This window comes from Rhizorhapis sp., assembly GCF_035276005.1.
GTDB lineage: Bacteria > Pseudomonadota > Alphaproteobacteria > Sphingomonadales > Sphingomonadaceae > Rhizorhapis.
This window is the reverse complement of sequence record NZ_DATEMB010000005.1, coordinates 61,080-82,553: the sequence shown is the minus strand read 5'-3', so window position 1 is coordinate 82,553 and position 21,474 is coordinate 61,080. Positions and strand designations below refer to the sequence as shown.

At 61.9% G+C, this 21,474-nt stretch carries 17 protein-coding genes; 8 read left to right on the top strand and 9 right to left on the bottom strand.

Features of this window, described 5'->3' with window-relative positions; all coding sequences use genetic code 11:
* Window positions 1–1,278 (bottom strand): N-succinylarginine dihydrolase, encoded by a 1,278-nt coding sequence (locus tag VJS46_RS01415; protein ID WP_324057553.1) that lies wholly within the window; start codon window positions 1,276–1,278, stop codon window positions 1–3.
* Between the two features lie 106 nt (window positions 1,279–1,384).
* Here VJS46_RS01415 and VJS46_RS01410 point away from each other — a divergent pair, with 106 nt between their 5' ends.
* Window positions 1,385–2,281 (top strand): tyrosine recombinase XerC, encoded by an 897-nt coding sequence (locus VJS46_RS01410; protein ID WP_324057552.1) that lies wholly within the window; start codon window positions 1,385–1,387, stop codon window positions 2,279–2,281.
* Window positions 2,282–2,428: 147 nt separating this feature from the next.
* Here the strand turns inward: VJS46_RS01410 and gshB are convergent, their stop codons facing one another.
* From gshB to rsmI, 3 genes are all read right to left on the bottom strand, one after another.
* Window positions 2,429–3,388: a glutathione synthase gene (gene gshB / locus VJS46_RS01405; protein ID WP_324057551.1), complete on the bottom strand. Its 960-nt coding sequence runs from the start codon at window positions 3,386–3,388 to the stop codon at window positions 2,429–2,431.
* A gap of 30 nt (window positions 3,389–3,418) precedes the next feature.
* Window positions 3,419–3,772: a YraN family protein gene (locus VJS46_RS01400; RefSeq protein WP_324057550.1), complete on the bottom strand. Its 354-nt coding sequence runs from the start codon at window positions 3,770–3,772 to the stop codon at window positions 3,419–3,421.
* 110 nt (window positions 3,773–3,882) lie between these two features.
* Window positions 3,883–4,719, bottom strand: coding sequence for a 16S rRNA (cytidine(1402)-2'-O)-methyltransferase (rsmI, locus tag VJS46_RS01395; protein WP_324057549.1), 837 nt, complete (start codon window positions 4,717–4,719; stop codon window positions 3,883–3,885).
* 10 nt (window positions 4,720–4,729) lie between these two features.
* On the opposite strand from rsmI, the gene VJS46_RS01390 reads away from it, so the two are divergent.
* The 3 genes from VJS46_RS01390 (at window position 4,730) to hslU (ending at window position 7,951) form a co-directional block, all read left to right on the top strand.
* Window positions 4,730–5,932, top strand: a complete 1,203-nt coding sequence (locus VJS46_RS01390) for a penicillin-binding protein activator (protein ID WP_324057548.1) — start codon at window positions 4,730–4,732, stop codon at window positions 5,930–5,932.
* A 58-nt stretch (window positions 5,933–5,990) separates the two neighbouring features.
* Window positions 5,991–6,557 (top strand): ATP-dependent protease subunit HslV, encoded by a 567-nt coding sequence (hslV, locus tag VJS46_RS01385; protein WP_324057547.1) that lies wholly within the window; start codon window positions 5,991–5,993, stop codon window positions 6,555–6,557.
* 92 nt (window positions 6,558–6,649) lie between these two features.
* Window positions 6,650–7,951, top strand: coding sequence for an ATP-dependent protease ATPase subunit HslU (gene hslU, locus VJS46_RS01380; protein ID WP_324057546.1), 1,302 nt, complete (start codon window positions 6,650–6,652; stop codon window positions 7,949–7,951).
* A 164-nt stretch (window positions 7,952–8,115) separates the two neighbouring features.
* On the opposite strand, the gene ettA is transcribed toward hslU, so the two are convergent.
* Window positions 8,116–9,795, bottom strand: coding sequence for an energy-dependent translational throttle protein EttA (gene ettA, locus VJS46_RS01375; protein WP_324057545.1), 1,680 nt, complete (start codon window positions 9,793–9,795; stop codon window positions 8,116–8,118).
* Between the two features lie 109 nt (window positions 9,796–9,904).
* Here ettA and VJS46_RS01370 point away from each other — a divergent pair, with 109 nt between their 5' ends.
* From VJS46_RS01370 to VJS46_RS01355, 4 genes are all read left to right on the top strand, one after another.
* On the top strand, window positions 9,905–11,272 hold the full coding sequence (locus tag VJS46_RS01370; protein WP_324057544.1) for a M20/M25/M40 family metallo-hydrolase: 1,368 nt from the start codon (window positions 9,905–9,907) through the stop codon (window positions 11,270–11,272).
* A 151-nt stretch (window positions 11,273–11,423) separates the two neighbouring features.
* A complete protein-coding gene (locus VJS46_RS01365) occupies window positions 11,424–11,615 on the top strand; it encodes a hypothetical protein (protein WP_324057543.1) in 192 nt (63 codons plus the stop codon).
* Window positions 11,616–11,935: 320 nt separating this feature from the next.
* A complete protein-coding gene (argJ, locus tag VJS46_RS01360; protein ID WP_324057542.1) occupies window positions 11,936–13,159 on the top strand; it encodes a bifunctional glutamate N-acetyltransferase/amino-acid acetyltransferase ArgJ in 1,224 nt (407 codons plus the stop codon).
* Between the two features lie 7 nt (window positions 13,160–13,166).
* Window positions 13,167–13,961, top strand: coding sequence for an inositol monophosphatase family protein (locus VJS46_RS01355; protein WP_324057541.1), 795 nt, complete (start codon window positions 13,167–13,169; stop codon window positions 13,959–13,961).
* 6 nt (window positions 13,962–13,967) lie between these two features.
* Here the strand turns inward: VJS46_RS01355 and trxA are convergent, their stop codons facing one another.
* Genes trxA through VJS46_RS01335 form a run of 4 tightly spaced genes read right to left on the bottom strand, consistent with a single transcriptional unit; the run spans window position 13,968 to window position 21,469 of the window.
* On the bottom strand, window positions 13,968–14,288 hold the full coding sequence (gene trxA, locus VJS46_RS01350; protein ID WP_324057540.1) for a thioredoxin TrxA: 321 nt from the start codon (window positions 14,286–14,288) through the stop codon (window positions 13,968–13,970).
* 59 nt (window positions 14,289–14,347) lie between these two features.
* On the bottom strand, window positions 14,348–17,782 hold the full coding sequence (gene addA / locus VJS46_RS01345) for a double-strand break repair helicase AddA (RefSeq protein WP_324057539.1): 3,435 nt from the start codon (window positions 17,780–17,782) through the stop codon (window positions 14,348–14,350).
* Window positions 17,779–20,763, bottom strand: a complete 2,985-nt coding sequence (gene addB, locus VJS46_RS01340; protein WP_324057538.1) for a double-strand break repair protein AddB — start codon at window positions 20,761–20,763, stop codon at window positions 17,779–17,781. Before addB ends, addA begins: the two co-directional genes overlap by 4 nt.
* Complete coding sequence (locus VJS46_RS01335; RefSeq protein ID WP_324057537.1) at window positions 20,756–21,469, bottom strand: nucleotidyltransferase family protein; 714 nt, start codon at window positions 21,467–21,469, stop codon at window positions 20,756–20,758. Before VJS46_RS01335 ends, addB begins: the two co-directional genes overlap by 8 nt.
* Window positions 21,470–21,474 lie beyond the last annotated feature (5 nt).

The following is a 21,474-nucleotide window of genomic DNA, read 5'->3' as shown; positions in this document are numbered from 1 at the left end:
TCAGCCGAGCTCAAGAAGGTCGAACAGAACGCCGCGCGCACGGCGGCAAGCGGCCCATGTTTCAGCCATTCCCAGATCATCGGGCTTGATGCGGGCGGGCCAATATCGCTCGACCAGTCTTTCGAGCGCATCGCATTTCCGTTCGTCGACCATATAGCGCTGATCGATCACGGGCAGCACCGCCTTATCGACCGCAATCCGCAGCCGCAGGCAGGCGGGCCCGCCGCCGTTGCGCATCGATTCCCGCACATCAAGCACATGGATTTGCCGGATGGACGAGTTTCCCGGCAGGCTGTCGAGCCAGCCGGACACCGCCTTGTTCTCCCGGCATTCCGCAGGAACAATCAGCGCCATTCCTCCCTCCGGCAGGGAAAGGAGCTGAGAGTTGAACAGATAGGAACCGATGGCATCCGCCAATGAAACCCGATCGGCGGGCACCTCAATGATGCTCGCATCGGGCAGTTTTGCCAGAATGAAATCATAAAGAGCCGCCGGATCGGCGAAAGCCTCAGCATGAGCGAAAAGCACCCTTTCATTGGCGACGGCAACAACGTCATTATGGAAGGCGCCTGCCTGAATGGCGGCATCGCTCTGCCGGGCGAAATATGTCCTATCAGGATCAAGCCCATGCCTACGCGCCACGGCCTCTGATGCGCGGCGATGCTGGCGTGCGGGAAAGCCGCCTGGCCGCTGTTCGCCATAGACGAAGATTTCCACGCCCGGCTCCCCGTGCTGCGCGGCCATGCGCATGAAATTGGCGGCTCCCTCGTCGCCGAAGCAGCCCGGCACTGGTGCATGAACAGCGAAATAGCGCTCGTCGGCAAAGATCTGGCGCAACTGCCGCTCTGTTTCGGGCCACTCGATGCTGCGATGAACCATCGTCGAAAGATTGGCGGCTGACAAATGGCAACGTCCGTCGGCAGTGTCGGGCGCCGGGGATACCGTCGCCGCATTGGCCGTCCACATCGCAGAAGCCGACATGGCATTTCGCAACAGCGCAGGGTCCTCCCGCCAGGCGGCGGCGCAAAGCGCGTCGTCATCGCCGGTAAAGCCAAGCGAGCGGAGCCACCCCACTTCGGGGCGGTCGTGCGGGAGCAAGATTCCCTGATGCAGCCCCAGGCCGATCAGGTGCCGCATCTTGGCAATCCCTTGCAGCGCCGCCGCCCGTGGCGCGGACTCGGTGCCCGCATTGGTGGCCGACGCAACGTTGCCCAGCGAAAGCCCGGCATAGTTGTGGGAGGGTCCGATCAGCCCATCGAAGTTGATCTCTACGAACATGCAAGCATCTCCGCCAATGGGCTCCATCATAGGCACTTGCGCGGCAGTTGCCACCATTGCCTCGCAGGCCTTGGCGCGCCCGCGCTGCCCTTATACAGTCGGCGGCATGACAGCGGCACAAGCATTGATTGAGGAATGGCGGCTCCACCTCGCCCAGGACCGGCGGCGTTCGGGACATACTGTTCGCGCCTATGTGGCAACCGCTGAACGGCTGATGGACTTCCTTCAGGGCTATCGCGGCGGCGCAGTGACGCGAAAGCTGCTGGCATCGCTTGGCCCGGCTGACCTGCGCGCCTTTCTCGCGGAACGGCGGACGGAGGGGCTCGGCAATGTGTCGGCGGCGCGGGAATTGTCAGCAGTTCGTACCTTCCTGCGCTTTGCGGGTGGCTCAGAGGCGCATGTTCCAGCCGTCAAGGGACCGCGCGTCAAGCGTGGTGTCCCAAGGCCGGTCTCGCCGGACGAAGCCGTCGCCCTCGCCGAAGATGTCTCAGAGCAACGCAGTGAAGGCTGGATCGGCGCCCGCGACTGGGCAGTGCTGCTCCTGCTTTACGGGGCGGGGCTTCGCATCAGCGAGGCGCTGGGCCTCACCGGTGAAATATTGCCCCTGGGCGAGACAATTCGCGTGACGGGCAAGCGCGGCAAGACCCGGATCGTCCCGCTTCTGCCCCAAGTGCGAGAGGCGATGGAAGGCTATCTGTCGGTCTGCCCCTGGAAGCCGATCAAGAACGAGCCCGTTTTCCGCGGAGCTCGCGGGGGTCCGCTGTCACCCGCCCTTATCCGCCGGGCGGTGCAGGGCGCCCGGTGCCGGCTCGGCCTGTCAGAGCGAACCACACCGCATGCCTTGCGACACAGCTTCGCCACCCATCTGCTCGGACGGGGGGCGGATCTCCGATCGCTGCAGGAATTGCTCGGCCATGCGAGCCTCAGTTCAACACAAATCTATACACAGGTCGATGCAGCACATCTGCTCGACGTGTACAGGAACGCCCATCCGAGGGCCTGAGGGGCTAATATTGCACGAGTAGCCGTCGTCCCTGCGCAGGCAGGGATCCCGCTTTTTTACAAGGCTGAAGAAGAAAAGATGGTCCCTGGCTGCGCAGGGACGACGAAACTAATCTACCGGAAACCCTTAGCGGAAAACCGTGCCCCATCAGCCTCGGCGCTCCTCCAGCCGCCGCTCGATGGCATCCCAGATCATGCCGCCAGTGTCCGTCCCATTGAACTTGTCAATCGCCACAATGCCCGTCGGCGACGTCACATTGATCTCGGTCAGCCATTTGCCGCCAATCACGTCGATCCCGACAAAGAGCAGCCCCCGTTTCTTGAGCTCCGGCTTTAACGCCTCGCAGATCTCTATCTCGCTCGCGGTCAATTCCGTTTTCTCCGCATAGCCCCCTGCGGCAAGGTTTGAACGAATCTCACCTTTGCCGGGCATACGATTGATCGCGCCTGCAATTTCGCCATCGACCAGGACGATCCGCTTGTCGCCACCCGCGACTTCCCTGATGAAGGCCTGCACCATGAAGGGCTCCACCCACACCTGCCCGAACAATTCGGTGAGCGCCGCCAGATTGGCGCCATCCGCACCGACGCGAAAGACGGCGCTTCCCGCATTGCCATGGAGCGGCTTTACCACGATTTCGCCATGCTCTGCCTGAAAGGCGCGCACTTCCTCCAGGCTTCGCGTGATCAGTGTCGGCGGCATGAATCGCGCATAATCTAGCACGAACACTTTTTCCGGCGCGTTGCGGACGGCGACCGGGTTATTCACCACCAGCGTCTCGTCCATGATCCGTTCGAGGAGGTGTGTCGCGGTGATATATCCAAGATCAAAGGGCGGGTCCTGCCGCATCAGGATGACATCGGCATCGCGGCCAAGGTCCAGCCTGACCGGCTCGCCGAAGCTGAAATGTTCGCCTTCCACCGCTTGCACTGTAACAGGATAGGTTTTCGCCCATACCCGGCCGGCCTGGTAATTCAGGTCGGGCGCCAGATAGTGAAAGAGCTGATATCCCCGCCGCTGCGCAGCCAGCATCAGATGGAAGGTCGAATCCCCACCGATCTTGATAGCGTGCATCGGGTCCATCTGGACAGCGACTTTAAGCGTCATTCCTTCAATTCCTTTCGGCTTTCCCGCGGACTAACCGCCGTGCCAGACATTGACCAGATGGCGCGGCAGGCGGCCGGGCGCAAGAAGCATTACATCGATGCGCACATCATCCCCCTTCCGCACATAGCGGGAGGCAAGCATCCGCGCAGCGGCGGCCACCCGCGACAGGCGGTATTCGTCGATGGCAAAATCAAGTTCCGCCGCCGTGGCACGCGCCTTCACCTCGATAAAGGCCACCATCCTGCCTCGGCGGGCGATGAGGTCCACTTCGCCAAGCCGCGTGCGCACCCGGCGGGCAAGAATGCGCCAGCCCTTCAGGCGTAGCCACCAGGCGCAAAGGGTTTCGGCCTTTCGCCCCCGCGCTTCAGCCTGCTGACGTTTCATTCACCCACATTCCCGCCATCAACGCCGTCGTCCCTGCGAAAGCAGGGACCCCGCTTTTCTTCAGCCGCTTGGGATCTGGATGCCTGCCGCCGCAGGGGAACGGCTTGGTGTCATTCATCTTTCAACTCCAGCGCCCGCGCATAAAGGGCCCGCCGGTCAAGTCCCAGCTTCTTCGCCACTTCGCCTGCCGCTTTGGACACCGGCAACCGCGCCATCGCCTCGCGCAACGCCGCGTCCCTGTCTTCCTCGTTGGGCGGCGGCGCTTCACCAGGCGGCCCTACGACGACCACAATCTCCCCCTTGGGCGGCGCCTCCGCATAGCGCACCGCAAGTTCGGACAGGCGGCCGCTCACCGTCTCCTCAAAGGCTTTGCTGATCTCACGCACCACGGCCGTGTCCCGATCTCCCAAGCGCCCCGCCATGGCGGCAAGACTGGCCGACAGCCGCGGACCGCTTTCATAGAATACCAGTGTCGCACGAATGTTCGCGATCTCCTCCAACGCATCCGCCCGCGCCTTTTCCTTGGAAGGCAGAAAGCCAACAAACAGGAAGCGGTCGGTCGGCAGGCCCGACAGCGTCAGCGCGGCGATGGCGGCACTCGGTCCTGGCAGGCTCGTCACATATCGGCCCGCAGCCCGGGCATCCCGCACCAGCTTGTAACCCGGATCCGAAATCAACGGCGTTCCCGCATCGGAAAGAAGGGCGACCACCTCCCCCGCCATGCGGTCGACCAACTGGGCGCGAAGCTGTTCGCTGCTATGGTCATGATAGGGGATCATCGGCCGGGCGGACCCAGCATGGCGCAGCAATTTCGCGCTCACCCGTGTATCTTCCACGGCGACCACATCCGCCTGCCGTAGCAGTTCGGCCGCTCTGGGTGTCAGATCAGACAAGTTGCCGATCGGCCCCGCGACGATATAAAGACCGGGTTCAAATTTACTAACCATAGGATTCTCAATGGCAGAGACGGGTGTTGAACGGCAAGCGGACTTGTGGTCCGCCGGCGGTAAATTCATGCGGCTTGCGACCCTGGCAGGCGCGCTGCTGATCGCGGGCTGTCAATCGCTGATCCCCAAGGGCGAAGCACCGCCTCCAACGGCTCCTACCCCCACCGAACCCGGAGTGGTGAGCCCCGGCCTTCCCACCGACACCACTCGCCACCGGGTGGCGCTGCTGGTGCCGATGACAGGCGCAAACGCCAATGTCGGGCGGTCCATTGCCAATGCCACGACGCTCGCCCTGCTCGACACCAAGACGCAGAATGTGCGCATCACCACTTATGACACCAGCGCCGGTTCGGCTGCCGCTGCTCAGCGCGCTCTGGCCGAAGGAAACAAGCTGATTCTTGGACCGCTGCTTGCGGAAAATGTGCGTGAAGTGGCTCCCGTCGCACGCAGGGCGGGCATTCCCATCATCAGCTTTTCCAATGATGTGAGCGTCGCTGGAAACGGCGTGTTCCTCATGGGCTACAACCCGGCTGAATCGATCGACCGCGTTATTGGCTATGCCAAGGCGAAGGGGATGAGCCGTTTTGCCGGCCTCGTCCCCCGCGGCACCTATGGCGAGCGTGCCTCCACGGCCCTTCTGCGGGGCGTGGAGGCCGCTGGCGGCACCGTCGTATCGATGCAGGCCTTTGACCGGAGCGCCGGTTCCATCACCGCTGCCATCAAGAAGCTGCCCCAGGATGGCAGCTATGATGCCGTCCTCATCGCCGACAGCGGCCGCGTCGCCATTCAGGCCGCGCCGGTGATCCGCAGCAATGGCGGCGGCAAGGCAAGGATTCTCGGCACTGAACTCTGGAACACCGAAAGCAATCTCGCAGGCGCTCCGGCATTGCGCGGAGCCTGGTTCGCCAGCGTCCCGGACAGCCTCTACCGCCAGCTCGCGGCCAAATATCGCGCCCGCTACGGCGAAACGCCCTTCCGCTTGGCTGCGCTTGGCTATGACGCAGTGCTGCTCACGGTCCGTACTGCTCAGGATTGGCGGTTCGGCACGCCCTTCCCTTCGCGCAAGCTGATCGATGAGGGCGGTTTCTCCGGCATTGATGGGGCATTCCGCTTCAATCGCAACGGCATCGCCGAACGCTCGCTGGAGGTGCAGCAGATCAACGCCGGCAGCTTCGCCGTTGTCGACCCCGCACCCAAGAGCTTCACGCCATGATGGACCCGCGCCGCTTGCCGCCTTGCAGTCGGCGCGCCCTTATCCCATATGGCCGCTCATGAGCGGAAACGAACGAAGCGGCCTGCCCCAATGGCATGGCACAACCATCCTGTCGGTCCGGAAAAATGGCAAGGTCGTCGTTGCTGGCGATGGCCAGGTTTCGATGGGCCAGACCGTCATGAAGCCCAATGCGAAAAAGGTCCGCCGCCTGCATGACGGGTCTGTCATTGGCGGTTTTGCGGGCGCAACAGCTGATGCCTTCACCCTTTTCGAGCGGCTTGAGGCGAAGCTCGAACGTCACGGCGGCCAGTTGATGCGGGCCGCGGTCGAGCTGGCCAAGGACTGGCGCACCGACAAATATCTCCGCAACCTGGAAGCCATGATGGCGGTCGCGGACAAGGACATCACCCTCATCATCACTGGCAATGGCGACGTGCTGGAGCCAGTGGACGGCATCGCCGCAATCGGCTCGGGCGGCAATTTCGCTCTCGCTGCGGCCCGGGCGCTGGTGGCTTATGAAAATGACGCAGAGACGCTCGCCCGCAAGGCCATGGCCGTCGCGGCCGACATCTGTGTCTACACCAATGATCAGCTTACGATCGAAACGCTGGAGAGCTCTGTCTGATCTTTCTGCGCCGTTCGTGTCTAACAAAGTCGAGACACGTTGATGCGGCCTAAAGGTCCCTCGAACTCGCTCGGCACAAGCGGAACTAAAATATGAACGACGCCCTCACACCCAAGGCCATAGTCGCAGCACTCAACGAGCATATCATCGGTCAGCAGGAGGCCAAGCGTGCTGTCGCCGTGGCGCTGCGCAACCGCTGGCGCCGGCAGCACTTGCCGGACGCGCTCCGTGACGAGGTGACGCCCAAGAACATCCTGATGATCGGCCCTACCGGCTGCGGCAAGACCGAGATTTCCCGCCGCCTGGCCAAACTCGCGGACGCACCCTTCGTAAAGGTCGAGGCAACCAAGTTCACAGAGGTCGGCTATGTCGGCCGCGACGTGGAACAGATCGTTCGCGACCTGGTCGAGGAAGCCGTCCGCTTGGAGCGGGACCGGCGGCGCGAAGCCGTCCGTGAAGCTGCTTCAGACGCCGCCATGCAGCGCCTTCTCGACGCCCTGACCGGCAAGGAAGCCAGCGAGGCAACCCGCCTTTCCTTCCGCCGCCGCATCGAAGACAATGTCATGAATGACGTCGAGGTCGAGGTGGAGGTTGAGGACAGCCCGACCATGCCCATGGAAATCCCGGGCCTGGGTGGTCAGGTGGGCATGATCAACCTCTCCGACATGATGAGCAAGGCGTTTGGCCAAGCCCACAAGAAGCGCCGCAAGATGCGCGTCGCCGACGCCTGGGACAAGCTGGTCGAGGAAGAACAGGACAAACGCCTTGACCAGGACGATGTCGCCCGCACCGCCATCAATGACGCGGAGCAGAATGGCATCGTTTTTCTGGATGAGATCGACAAGATCGCGGTCAGCGATGTGCGCGGCGGCTCTGTAAGCCGCGAAGGCGTCCAGCGCGACTTGCTGCCCCTTATCGAGGGGACGACGGTTTCAACCAAATATGGCCCGCTCAAGACCGACCATATCCTCTTCATCGCCTCGGGCGCTTTCCATGTGGCAAAGCCGAGCGACCTGCTGCCCGAGCTGCAAGGCCGCCTGCCTATCCGCGTGGAGCTGAAGGCGCTCACCCAAGAGGATTTCGTCGCGATCCTCAGCGAAACCAAGGCGAGCCTTCCGGAACAATATAAGGCGCTGCTCGGCACGGAAGAGGTCACCATCGACATGCGCGAAGACGCCATCCGCGCTGTCGCCCGCATCGCCGCCGAGGTGAACGGCCAGGTCGAAAATATCGGCGCGCGCCGGCTTCAGACCGTCATGGAAAAGCTGCTGGAAGACATCAGCTTCGATGCCGAGGAGCACAAGGGCGAAACCTTCATCGTCGACGCCGCCTATGTGGACCGCCAACTGGCGGCGGTGGCGCGGAACACCGATCTCAGCAAATATGTGCTGTAGGGTGATGCCAGCGGAATAGCGCTGTCATCCAACACCCGTCCGCGCTGAGCCACATCTCTCGTCATCCCCGCGAAGGCGGGGATCCACCTCCCAACGTCAAATCTCTCTGACGGCGTGGAGGTGGATTGCCGGCTTCGCGGAAATGACGAAATTCCCCGAAGCCCCTATCGCGTCAGCTTCTTATACGCCAACCGCGTGGGGCGGTCCGCAGCATCGCCAAGGCGCCGCCGCTTGTCTTCCTCATAGGCTTCGAAGTTCCCCTCGAACCACTCGACATGGCTGTCGCCCTCGAACGCCAGGATGTGCGTGGCCAGGCGATCGAGGAAGAAGCGGTCGTGGCTGATCACCACGGCACAGCCCGCGAAATTCTCCAGCGCGTCTTCCAATGCGCGCAGCGTTTCAACGTCAAGGTCGTTGGTGGGCTCGTCGAGAAGGAGAACATTGCCACCCTCCTTCAGCAGCTTCGCCATATGAACGCGGTTGCGTTCACCGCCTGAAAGTTGGCCGACCTTTTTTTGCTGATCGACGCCCTTGAAGTTGAATGCCCCCACATAGGCGCGGGTCTGGATTTCGTGCTTGCCGATGGTCATCAGGTCGTGACCGCCGGAGATTTCTTCCCAGACATTGTGGTTCGGATCGAGATGATCGCGGCTCTGGTCGACATAGCCGAGCCTGACCGTGTCGCCGATCTCAATCGTACCGCCATCGGGCTTTTCCTGGCCGGTGATCAGCTTGAACAGCGTCGATTTACCCGCGCCATTGTGCCCGATCACGCCGACGATGCCACCTGGAGGCAGCATGAAATCCAGATTCTCGAACAGCAGCTTGTCGCCAAATGCCTTGGTAAGTCCCTTGGCTTCGATCACCTTGCCGCCAAGGCGCTCAGGCGTCTGGATGACGATCTGGGCCTTGCCGGGAGCGCGGGCATTCTGCTTTTCGACCAGCTCGTCAAAGGCGCGGATACGCGCCTTGCTCTTGGTCTGGCGGGCTTTGGGGGACTGGCGAATCCACTCCAGTTCCTCCTTGATCGCCTTCTGGCGGCCAGCTTCCTCCCGCTCTTCCTGCTCCATGCGCTTGGCCTTGGCCTCGATCCAGGCGGAATAATTGCCTTCAAAGGGAATACCCCGGCCGCGATCGAGTTCGAGCACCCAGCCAACCACATTGTCGAGGAAATAGCGGTCGTGGGTGACCAGGATGACATTGCCGGTATAGTTGATGAGGTGATTTTCCAGCCACTGGACGCTTTCGGCGTCAAGATGGTTGGTCGGTTCGTCGAGCAGCAGGATGTCCGGCTTTTCCAGCAGCAGCCGGCACAGCGCGACGCGGCGCTTTTCACCGCCGGACAGCGACTTCACATCGGCATCCCCCGGCGGACAGCGCAGCGCCTCCATGGCGATTTCAAGCTGGTTATCGAGCGTCCAGCCATCGACTGCATCGATCTTTTCCTGAAGCTCGCCCATTTCGGTCATCAGCGCGTCGAAATCGGCATCTTCTGGCGGATCGGCCATCAGCATGCTGATCTCGTTGAAGCGGTCCATCATGTCGGCGACCGGGCGGACGCCGTCCATGACATTGCCCTTCACATCCTTGCTGGGGTCAAGCTCCGGCTCCTGCGCCAGATAACCCACCTTGATGCCCTCAGCGGCCCAGGCCTCGCCCTGATATTCCTTGTCGTAACCGGCCATGATCTTCATCAAGGTCGACTTGCCCGCACCGTTGACGCCGATGATGGCGATCTTGGTTCCAGGCAGGAACTGCAGGTGAATATTGTTGAAAACGGGCTTCTGCGCGCCAGGGAAGGTCTTGGTCAGGCCCTTCATGACAAAGCTGTATTGCACGGCCATTTTAAGCGGTCACTCCATTGATCCGGTAAGGGTGCGAGGATTTGCGAGCCGAACTAGACGAGCCCGAGCACATTGGCAAACCCGCTTTTGACGGTTAAGCCTCATCCCCATGAAAAACATATGGTTAAAGGCAATCGCGCCTTTCGCGATCACCCTGCCCTCCATCGCCTTTGCGCAGCCGGTGCATGATCCGGCGGTGCTTCGCGACGCTGCTCTGCAAGATAGGATTGCCTGGGACATTGTCGAGGGGCTGACCACAGAAGTTGGGCCGCGCCTCGCCGGGACAGAGGCCGAAGCAAGGGCGCGGCAATGGGCGGTCGCGAAATTGAAGGCAATGGGCTTTTCCAATGTCCGCATCGAAGAATACCCAATGCCCGTCTGGGTGCGCGGCGAGGAAACCGCCAGCGTCATTGCTCCCTTTCCGCAGAAGCTGGTCCTGACGGCCCTTGGCAACAGCGCATCAACAGGAGAACAGGGGCTGGAGGCGGAGATTGTCTATTTTCCGGCTCTCGAGGCGTTGAAAGCAGCCAGCGACGGCAGTCTTAAAGGCAAGATCGCGTTCGTCGATCATGCCATGAAGCGCACGCAGGATGGCTCCAGCTATGGGACTTTTGGCCTGGCGCGCTTCTCCGGTCCCAATATCGCCGCGAAAAAGGGAGCAGCCGCGATCCTGATCCGCTCGATTGGGACCGATAGCCACCGCAACCCGCATACCGGCGTCACGGACTTCGAGAAAGGTGTTGCTCCGATTCCCGCCGCGGCTCTCTCCAATCCTGATGCCGACAATCTTGTCCGCATGGTGAAGCATGGACAGCCAGTGCATGTGCGACTGAAACTGACACCACGACTGCTTGAAAGCGGGACTTCGGGCAATGTCATCGCTGAAGTTCCAGGTAGCGATCCCTCCGCTGGCGTCATTGTGGTGGCAGGACACCTTGATAGCTGGGACCTTGGCACAGGCGCGGTGGACGACGGCGCAGGCGTCGCCATCGTTGCCGCAGCGGCCAAGCGCATCATGGACGCAGGTCCGCCGCGGCGCACAATCCGGGTCCTTTGGGCTGGCGCTGAAGAGGTCGGGGCCTATGGTGGCGAGGCTTATTTGAAGGCGCACGGACAGGAAAACCATGCGCTTGCGATGGAGTCGGATTTCGGCGCCGACCGGATCTGGCGGATCGATTTCAAGCTGCCAAGGGCCGCTTCCCGCCTGATGGACGATCTGGCCGCAGCGCTCGGACCCCTCGGAATAGGCCGGGGCAAAGGCGAGGCGCATGGCGGGGCCGACATCGAGCCCCTCATCAAAAAGGGCGCATCAGTGATTGATCTGAAACAGGACGGGACACGCTATTTCGACCTGCATCACACGCCCGACGACACCCTGGACAAGGTCGATCCTGCACAGCTTGCTCAAAATGTTGCGGCATGGACAGCCGTGCTTGCGATCACCGCCAATGCTCCTGCGAAGCTGGGAAATGAATAGCTTTCCGGCCCTCCTCCGGCATTTCGTCTCTTGGCGGAAACCTTTCGCCGGTGCGAAAAACTATTGACGTTACGCGTGCGGTCGTTAATGCGGAGCGCTCGCGACGGGCGAAATGCTTCGAAGCGATTTATTGCTATGGGAGCCTTATAACATGAACAAATTTGCTGTAGTTTTCGCCGCAGCTGGTCTGATGGCCCTCGCCGCTTGCGGAGAGAAGCCCGCTGAAGAGACCACGAACGCTTCGAACGAAGTCGTTGAGAACGTCGTCGAAAATGCTGCTGTTCCGATGGAAAACGCCGCTGAAAACGCGACCAGCAACGCCGTTGAAAACGCCGCCGAATAATCGCGCGTTCCTGACGGAAAAAATCAGAGGCGGCCGATTTCCGGCCGCCTCTTTTTTTGTGCGGTGGAAAAGTGAGGTAAATCTCCTCCCCATCCCAGGGAGGGGGACCGCGACGCGAAGCAGCGTGGTGGATGGGGCTCACCTCTTGATGCTGCACCAGGAGGATATCGGCCTCAACCATGCTTCGCATGGTCGCCCTCCCGGTGCCGGGGAGGATTTCTCAGGCAACCAGATCAACGCTCCTCAGTATCAACGTTGTCAAGTTGACCTTCCAACATGCCATTGAGCCCGGGCCCATCCTGTGCAACAGAGGCCCAATCATGGAAAAATCACCCCTCGCTCCCGCTTCCTTTCCTGATCTTCCCTCGATCGCAGGCGTCACCCTGCGCGTGGCCCGCGCCAGGTACAAGACCTGGGATCGTTGCGATCTCACCTATGTCGAGTTCGATGAGGGAACCACTGTTGCAGGCGTCACTACCCGCAGCAAATGTCCTTCACCGGAAGTGGAATGGTGCCGTGACGCGCTCCCGCTGGGCCGCGCCCGTGCTCTGGTGGTGAATGCCGGCAACAGCAATGCTTTCACCGGAAATCGCGGCCGGGCAGCGGTAGAAGCCATAGCCGCGCGCGTGGCGGGTCATGTCGGATGCAAGCCCTCGGACATCTTCATCTCCTCGACCGGCGTCATCGGCGTCCCCTTGCCGATCGACAAGGCAGAGGAGGGATTGTCCGCAGCATTTGCCGCTCATCCCTGCGGCTGGGAGGAAGCAGCGGCCACTATCATGACCACCGACACCTTCCCCAAGGCGGCAACTGCAAAAGCCGTGATCGGTGACCGCACAGTGAATCTCGTTGGGATCATCAAGGGCTCGGGCATGATCGCGCCTGACATGGCTACGATGCTCGGCTATATTTTCACTGACGCTGCGGTGGATGCAGGCTTTCTCCAGCAGATGCTGTCCTCTGCAAACCGCTCAAGCTTCTCCTGCATCACTGTCGACAGCGACACCTCCACATCGGACACGGTGCTGGCCTTCGCGACCGGTCAAGCGGGCAACGCCCCCCTCACCTCCTTCGAAGATGCGGGTGCGGACGCTTTTAATGCCGCCCTCTCCGATATCTGCCGCCAACTCGCCCATCTGGTCGTCCGCGATGGCGAAGGCGCATCGAAATTCATAGAGATCGGCGTGAATGGCGCACAAAGCAATGAAAGTGCTCATAAAATTGCACTTTCCATAGCCAATTCGCCGCTGGTGAAGACTGCCATTGCTGGCGAGGACGCCAATTGGGGCCGGATCGTCATGGCGGTGGGCAAAGCGGGGGAACCGGCCGAACGTGACAAGCTGTCCATCCGCTTTGGCGGCGTGCAAGTGGCAAGGGATGGCCTCGCGGTCGAAGGCTATGACGAAGCCCCGGTTGCAGCGCATCTGAAGGGCCAGGAAATCGGCATTGAAGTTGATCTTGGGCTGGGAGAAGGCCGCGCGACGGTTTGGACCTGCGATTTCACCCATGGTTACATCTCGATCAATGCCGACTACCGGAGCTGAGCTTTAGATGCACGAACTCTACGCCCCCGTCGCCGATCTGATGCGGCAAGTCGCGGCTGACATTGTCATGCCCCGATTTCAAAATCTCGCCGATCACCATGTCGAGGAAAAGGGACCGGACGATTTCGTCACCATAGCCGACAAGGAAAGCGAAATCCGGTTGAGCGAGGGCCTAGCCCAAATCCTTCCCGAAGCCGCGATTATCGGCGAGGAGGCCTGCGCGGCCGATCCGAATATATTGGCCGCAGCGGGAAATGGTCTCAACTGGATCATCGATCCCATTGATGGAACAGGTAATTTTGCCGCTGGACGGCCTCCATTCGGGATCATGGTCGCCTTAACCGACAATGGCCAGATCATCGCCGGATGGATATTGGACCCGGTCCGCCATCGCCTGTGCCACGGCGCTTTGGGAAAGGGCGCTTTTATCAACGAAGTGGCCGTGACGGCTCGCCCAAGCGGCGCGGCGCGGCCCATAGCCGCGCTCGCCACTTATTTCATGACTCCCGAGCAGCGGGCCGAGATGAAGTCGCGGTCCGAAGGCAGGTTCCAGACGGTCGAGATTCCCCGCTGCGCCGCCGAGCAATATCCGCGCATCGTCTTGGGAGAGAATGACCTTACGATATTTGAGCGCAGCCTGCCCTGGGATCATGCGGCAGGCGCCATCTTCCTCAACGAGGCGGGCGGAAGGCTGAGCCGCACCGACGGCTCGCCCTATATAGTGGGAGACGACCGCCGGGGGCTGCTCGGCGCGGCCTCACCCCAGCTATGGGATGAAGCCGCTAAGGTCTTGTTTGGATAAGAGAACTTAAAGCTCGCCTTCAAGCCATCCCTTGAGCTGGCTCTTGGGCGCGGCGCCAACCTTGGTGGCTGCAGGCTGGCCGTTTTTGAACAGGATCATCGTTGGGATGCCGCGAACGCCATATTTGGCCGGCGCATCGGGATGATCGTCGATATTCAACTTCGCGATCATCACCTTGTCGCCGAGTTCGTCGGAAATCTCCTCCAGGGCCGGGCCGATCATCTTGCAGGGACCGCACCATTCCGCCCAGAAATCCACCAGCACGGGCTTGTCAGAGGCCAGCACGTCGGTGGCAAAGCTGCTGTCGGAAATCGCCTTGGTCGCCATATGAATTCTCCTTCTGTGAAGCGCTATCTAGGACGCCGGCAGGCTACCCTCAACTCCCGTCATGGAAATTCTTGCTGCGCCCCCGGAAAGCCCGGCTTGTGCAAGCGCAAAAGATCGGGCGGCAGCGGGACCATCTTTGGCCCGGCCGTATAGAGAAGCGCCGCCTCAATTCTACGTCCGGGGAAAATCACCTCCAAGGCAGCCGAATAAGCTGCCATTTGCCGCAGATGCGGCCGCGGCACATCGTCAGGGCCTTCAGGAACGAACCTCCCTGTCTTGAAGTCAACGACGCGAACCAGGCTCCCGGTCACCAGCAACCGGTCCACCGTGCCTGCAATCACCTCCTCACCCACGACCGCTGCAATGGGCGCCTCGGCCAGCGTTTCCGTTGAAAACAGATCGGCAAAAGCAGGATCCTCAATGATCGACATAGTGCTTTCTATGATTTCGGCCCGGACAGGAGCGTCCTTCACTCGCTGAACCTTCAGCAGCCATTGATCGGCAGCTCCACGGCGTTCCGCAGGTGCGGTGGCGGGAAGGCGCTCATAGAGCGCGTGCAGGCATTTGCCGCGATCCGCCGCTGCGCGCATGGCTGCCGAGGGCGGCGGATGGGGCAGGCTGTCCTCTTCTTGCGCAGAGGGTGTCAGAGGCCGTGGCGGACGTGCCTCCACCGGCGCCTGCTCCCTCAGCCAGGACGGCAGATCGCGCTGGGGCTCGGCAATCGCGGCTGCCGCCATCTGCTCCCTGCGAGGACTAAGGACCTCGGAACCGCGATAGACGCGCTGCGCGCCCCAACGCACCGATGCCTCCTCTGCCGTCCCCAGACGCTCCATCGCCAGCTTTACCTTCGCATACCAGCTCAGTTCCGGCGGCAGCCCCCGCGCTTTCGGGCCAAGCGCCCCCCCAATGATCAGCTTCTCCTCTGCCCTGGTCAGCGCCACATAAAGCAGCCGCCAATGCTCCTCCAATTCCGCCTGCTCTGCCCGGGCGGCGGCTTCTTCGATCACTTCCACCTTTTCACCGCGCCGGGGCGGGAGTACCGGAAGCTTTGGCTGGCCCTCGTGCAAGGACCAGTCGAAACCCCGCCGGTTCCCCATCGCCGTCGGGTCGACGGTCGCATCAGCGAGGATAACCATTGGGGCCTGCAGACCTTTGGCTCCGTGCACGGTCAGCACGCGCACGGCGTCTCCCGAAGCGGACGCATCGCGCACAATCTCTACATCGCCCCGATCGAACCAGTCGACGAAAGTCTGCAACGAAGGATGCGCGTCGCTCTCGAATATCAAGGCCGCATTCAGCAATTCCTCGACCGGATCACGGGCCTCCGCCCCTAGCCGCTCCAACAGTTTTCTGCGGCCATCGAGCGGACCTGAAAGAATATTCTCCAGATAACGATAGGGCGTTGTGAAATCCGCCTGCCCAAGCAATGCGTAGAGCGGCTCCAAAAGATTGGACTGGCCCAAGGTGCGGCGCAAATGGCTCCACAAGCCAACCCCCTTGTCCCGCCGTACCCGCTCCAACAACTCATCCTGGGTCCAACCGATGAGCGGCGAAACCAGCAGATTGGCGAGGTTCAGATCGTCTTCGGGTTGAAGCGCGAACCGAAGCGCTGCCAGCAAATCACGCACCGCCAGGGGCGCGTTGAGGCGCAGGCGGTCGATCCCCGCTACAGGCACCCTTTCCTCATACAAGCGCGCCACGATCAGCCGGGCCAGATCGCTCCGTTTCCGAACAAGGATCATCACGTCGCCCGGACGCAACGGGCGGCCCTTGCTTTCCAGCATCAAGCCCTGGTCGAGCCACTCGCCGATCTGAGCTGCGGTGCGGGCGGCATGCTCCCGCACGGCATCGCTCAGCCAGTCTTCCTCTCCTTCGTCCTCGCTGTCCTGATCTGCCAGCGACGCCGCTGATACGGGATTCCAGAGAATGACCTCGCCGGGATGGGGAACGGCGCTCTGATGCGGGTCAGCGCCCTCGCTGAGCCCCAGGCATTCGCTCCCCAATTCCTCAACGACGGCGTCGACCAGATCAAGCACCGGGGGGGTGGAACGAAAGGACTGAACGAGCGACAATCGATGAAAAGGCTGGTCGGCGTCTTCGGATTTCCGGGAAAAGAACATTTCCGCAGCGCGAAACGCCTCTGGGCTGGTGCCCTGGAAACCGAAGATCGCCTGCTTGAAGTCGCCTACGGTAAAGATGGTGCGGACCTTCTCGCCCTTTGCCCCTTCGCCTGAAAAGAAATCGGAAGCAAGCGCCGCAACTATTTGCCATTGCGATATATTTGTGTCCTGCGCCTCGTCGACCAATATATGGTCCGTGGTCTGGTCCAGCTTGTAACGGATCCAATCCGCCATGCTGTTTTCGTTGAGCAGGCTCACGGTCGTGCGGATCAGATCATCGAAGTCCACCGCCCCTGCAATCCGCTTCGCTTCGGCATAAGCATGCGCATAGGCCCGGCCCGCGGACAGCGCCTGAGCGAAAAGATCCGCCCAGGCAATCCTGCTGCGAAGCTTCAGCAGGCCATTGCAACATTCGGCAAGCCGCGCCGCAATAGCCTCATAGTCGGCCTCGGCCTGGATCAGCTTGGGCGAATATTTGCGCGGCTCCCCCTTGGCCGTCCAAAAGACGGACAGCAGTTCCGCCAGCGTCGCGGCCCTTTCCTCCCCTGTCGCGCTGCACCAGCGCGCAATCAGGTCGCAATGCTCAAGCGCCGTCTTGGTCGCCCAGGCCCTGTTGGCGGTGGCGATCCGCTGGAGGCCCGCGATGTCGAACAACTCATCGGCACAGGCGGAAGCGATCGCAGCCTCGACATCTCCTTGCGGAAGGTCCAGCTTCCCCCGCAGCCATGGGCCGATTTGCTGCGGCAATGACCTCATGGCATCAGGCGCAGCCGCGCATTTCGCCAAGAAATTCGCGGCTCCCTCCTCGCCCAGACGCAGGCTCAGCGCCTGCATGTCGGTCATCAGCGCCACATCCCCGGCCGCCTCTGCGCGGACGAGAAGGTCGGCAAGCGCGGCGCGAGCCATGCTCTTCTGCTCTCGCTCGTCAAGCGGGTGGAAACCGGGGAGCAGTCCTGCCTCGATCGGAAAAGAAGACAAGAGAGTCTGGCAGAAGCTATGGATCGTCTGAATGCGCAACCCGCCGCCACTCGCGTCAAGCACGCTCGCAAACAGCGTGCGGGCATGGTCCCGCGCGGCGGGCCCGGACTCTTCTCCCAGTGCCTCCAGATCGTTGAAGAGGCTCATATCGTCCATCTGCACCCAGGCGGCCAGCCGGTTATGGATGCGTTCCGCCATCTCCGCCGCGCCAGCCTTGGTAAAGGTCAGGCAGAGGATATTTTCCGGGCTGACATCCTTGCGCAACAGCAGCCGGAACACGCGGGCGGTCAGGACATGGGTCTTACCCGTCCCAGCCGATGCGCTCAGCCAGACATGATCCTCGGGGTGCGATGCCAGGCTCTGACTGCCCTTCAAGGGTTGGAGGGGGCCCGTCATGCCCCGCGTCCTTGCGATCCCCGGCCATACCATTCCTCCAGCCGCATAAGCTGGTCATAATCGCCATAGGTGGGAATTTCGGGATGGAGCTTAGCAGTGAATGGCACATTTCCCGTCAGCCATTTCTCCACTGCGTCAATGAAATGCCGTGCAGCCTGTTGCGTGAACTCGCCGGTCACGACCTTCCCATAGCTGCCCTTCGGATCAACCGGACTCTGGCAATAGCCAAAGCCATCCGATTTCGTGTCGCGGCCCATCGACCAATATTCAAAGGCTGAGGCAATCCGTCCGCTTTCCAGCCCATCAAACTCGCCTTGCTCGGCAATCAGCCCCAGCAATCCCAATTGCATGGAAAAGCCCGCCGCCACTTGCTTGCCGCTTGGCGGCTTGCCCGTCTTGTAATCGACAATTGCCAACGTCCCGTCCGGCAGCAGGTCGATCCGGTCGGCCTTGCCGGAGAGATTGACGTCCGCGATTTTCAATCGGCCCCATTTTTCGGCCAGCAAGGGCCTACGCCCCTGCGCAAGATTTTCCGTCACCTGCCTCGCGATCCACTCGACCGCCTTCATGAGCCGTGGCTGCCAAAGAGCCCGCATCAGGGGGTGCGCGTCCGCCGCCGCCAGCATGTCCATGGCCCGGGCATGCAGCTTTGCGGGGTCCCAGCCGTCTTCCTGTGCCCATTTCTCCAGAATGTCATGCACCGCGGTTCCGCGCCAAGCTGCGCTGGGCTCCGCATCGACCGGATCGAGCGCTGCCAGACCAAGCATCTTCCGTGCGTAGAAGCTGTAGGGATCGGCCTTCAGACGATCCACGTCGGTAACTGCAATCTCTCTCGGCCGAATTGCCGAGGGTGGACAAGGCGCGGGCTGAGTTGCCGGGAAATGCCCTTCCGGCTGGTCGATGGCCAATGCGAGGTCACGATATTCGGCGGCTTCGCGCCATTGCTGCCCAGCCATGGCCTTGAGCCTTAACCAGAAGCGTGAGGCAATCGCCGGAGCGCTGGCATCCCTCCGCGCCCGCGTGATCAGCACCTGCGGCGCGCCCAGGGCATTTGCCAGGTCATGCGCTGAAAGGCCAATACGCCGCTCCAGACCGGGCAGACCCAGTTCCTGCCGAATACGTGGAGCAAGCCAGGGATCGGGCGCCGGAAGCGCGGGCCATGTCCCTTCGTTCAACCCGCCGAGGATCATCAGGTCCGCCTGCTGCAACCGGGCCTCAAGCAGGCCCAATATCGCGATGCGCGGATGCCCGCCCTGCGGCGGCCGAACTGCGGTAGCGGACAGTATCTGTTGCAGCAGGAACAATAAGGCACGCGGGTCGGTTTCTCGCGGCCCTTCCTCGGCGGCCGCCTCCATCTCGGCGAAGGTGGAGGCAGCTTGATGGCCTTGATGCCCGGCCCAGACCCGTTCGCCTGACAATGTCCCCGCCGCCTCGCGAAGCGCAGCCAGTTGGATCGGCAGGGCACTCGATGCACTGAATGCGCGCTCCAGTGGCGCCAGAATGGAACTGACGTCATTCCACCAAGCGAGCAGCGTGGCGTTCTGGACCTTGGCCTTCTGGATATGCTGGCCAATGCCCTCAATACCTGCAGCCGGTCTCGGTCCCCTCAGGGCCAGATCGAGGCGTCTTACCTGTTCGAGCCAGGGCAGGCGCCCTTCCCCGGCATTGACCAGAGGATGTTTGAGCAATGCGAGGAGCGGGACAGGCGCAAATCTTTCGGCGGCGGCCTCGGCAATCGCGATCAGCAAAGTACCGGGAGGCAGTTCGCTGAGGGGCCGGCCGGCGCTGTCGTCCGCCTCCACCCCCCAGCGCTTCAGATGGGCCGAGACACGCGTTGCAAGTGCCCGGTCGGGAGTGACGAGCGCCGCCGTCTTGCCGGGCGTTTCCAATGCCTCGCGCAGAGCGATGGCAATGGCCTGAGCTTCGTCAGCGGGCGTCGCCACTTCAAGCGCCCGCACGCCCGCGAGATTGCGCTCAGCCGTCTCCAGATCCCGCCACTTGATCGTCAGCCTGGGTGGCAGAAGAGCGTTGGAGATATTCCTGCTGCGGACGGCTCGAGCATCATGCCCGCCGCCCCAGCGCCACATCGCCACTTCGTCCCGATGGATTCCCATCCGGTCGAGCAGCAGCTTCAATGCAAATTGCGGGTGCGTCTCAATCGGGCGTTTTCGAAAGCCCGAAACGGGATCCGCGTCGAACGGACCGATACTGTCCCATTCTTCCGCCGTCATGTGGAGGTCGAGATCGGGGAGGACAACGGCGCCGCGCTCCATGCGCGCGACGCGGTACAAAAGCTCGGCCACGGCCGGCGCAGGCGTTGCAATGCCGGCCGCCACCACAAAGCCGGGGGGCGGCTCATTGCGCCAACGCGCCGCAATATGGGAAAGCAGCCGGTTTCGTCTTTCCGCCGCATCGACCAGTCCGCGGAGCGCCAATTCCCTGGGCCACCTATCAAGAAGAATATTCAACAGCTCCAATGACCTGTGCCAATGTTCTGACAAGTCGACTGAAATATTGAGGTCCTTCAATTTCTCAGGTCCCAACCTCTCCACCAGAAGCTGGTCCAGCGTCTGCGCCAGGGCCATGCCCAGCCGCATAGCCTCTCCCGCATCGACGGGGCGCCCAGCGGCGGCGCGGACGTCTTGCACCAGGCAGGCCAGGATCATTTGGCGTTCCATGGGCGGGATGGCGGGCGGAATGTCCGCGTCCGCTCCTATGGGATCAAGCGCGCTGCCGAGCTTTTCGCCCAGTTCGAGATCGCCAACGGGGACCAGCCGGGGTAGCAGCAAGCCTGTTTCTGCCCGTCGTACGAAGGCCTCGCTGATGGACCGGGCGGCACGATTGGTGGGCACGAGGATGATGCCCCGTGCAAGCCCCATCTGGTCCTTTCCATGCTGCGCGATCAGGCCCGCTGCCAAGGCGTCGGCAAAGGCCCGGTGGGCCGGAATGGTGAAGACGGAAGGTTTTTCGGCGCTAGCCACCGGCGATGATGGCTTCGGCCTTAGGGATTGCGCCGGGCGAGCCTATGTCGAACCACAGCCCTTCATGCGACACACCGTAAAGGCGGCCTTCCTCTATGGCCCGATTCCAGAAATGATTTGTGGAAAAGGCCTCACCCGGAGGATCGCGCAGCAGCCGTGGCGATACAAGTTGGACCCCGGTGAACACGAAGGGCGCCAGCCTGCCTGACCGGCGGCGCGTAATCCTTCCCAGTTCGTCCATGTGAAAATCGCCGGGCCCCTTGTGGCAATTCGCCCGTGCATGCGGCACGAGCAGCAGCAGAGCGTCCATTTTCTCATCGTTCCAATGACTGCCCAGCATCTCGATCGTGTCCTCGGGACCGTCGATCCAGATATTGTCGCTATTGGCGCAGATGAACGGCTCTTCCCCCAGCACGGGAAGCGCCTTGACGAGGCCGCCACCAGTTTCCAGCAGCTTGTCCCGTTCGTCGGAGATCACAATGTCCATGGAGCTTTTCCGAGCGCGGACGTGCGCTATGAGCGCGTCGGGAAGATAATGGACATTCACCACCGTCTTCTGAATCCCGCCCGCCTCAAGACGATCCAGCGCATGATCCAGCAATGGCTTGCCAGCCACCTTCACGAGCGGTTTTGGCCGCGTGGCCGTCAGCGGCCGCATGCGCTTGCCAAGTCCCGCCGCCATGAGCATCGCGGTTTTCACGGGCATTCCGT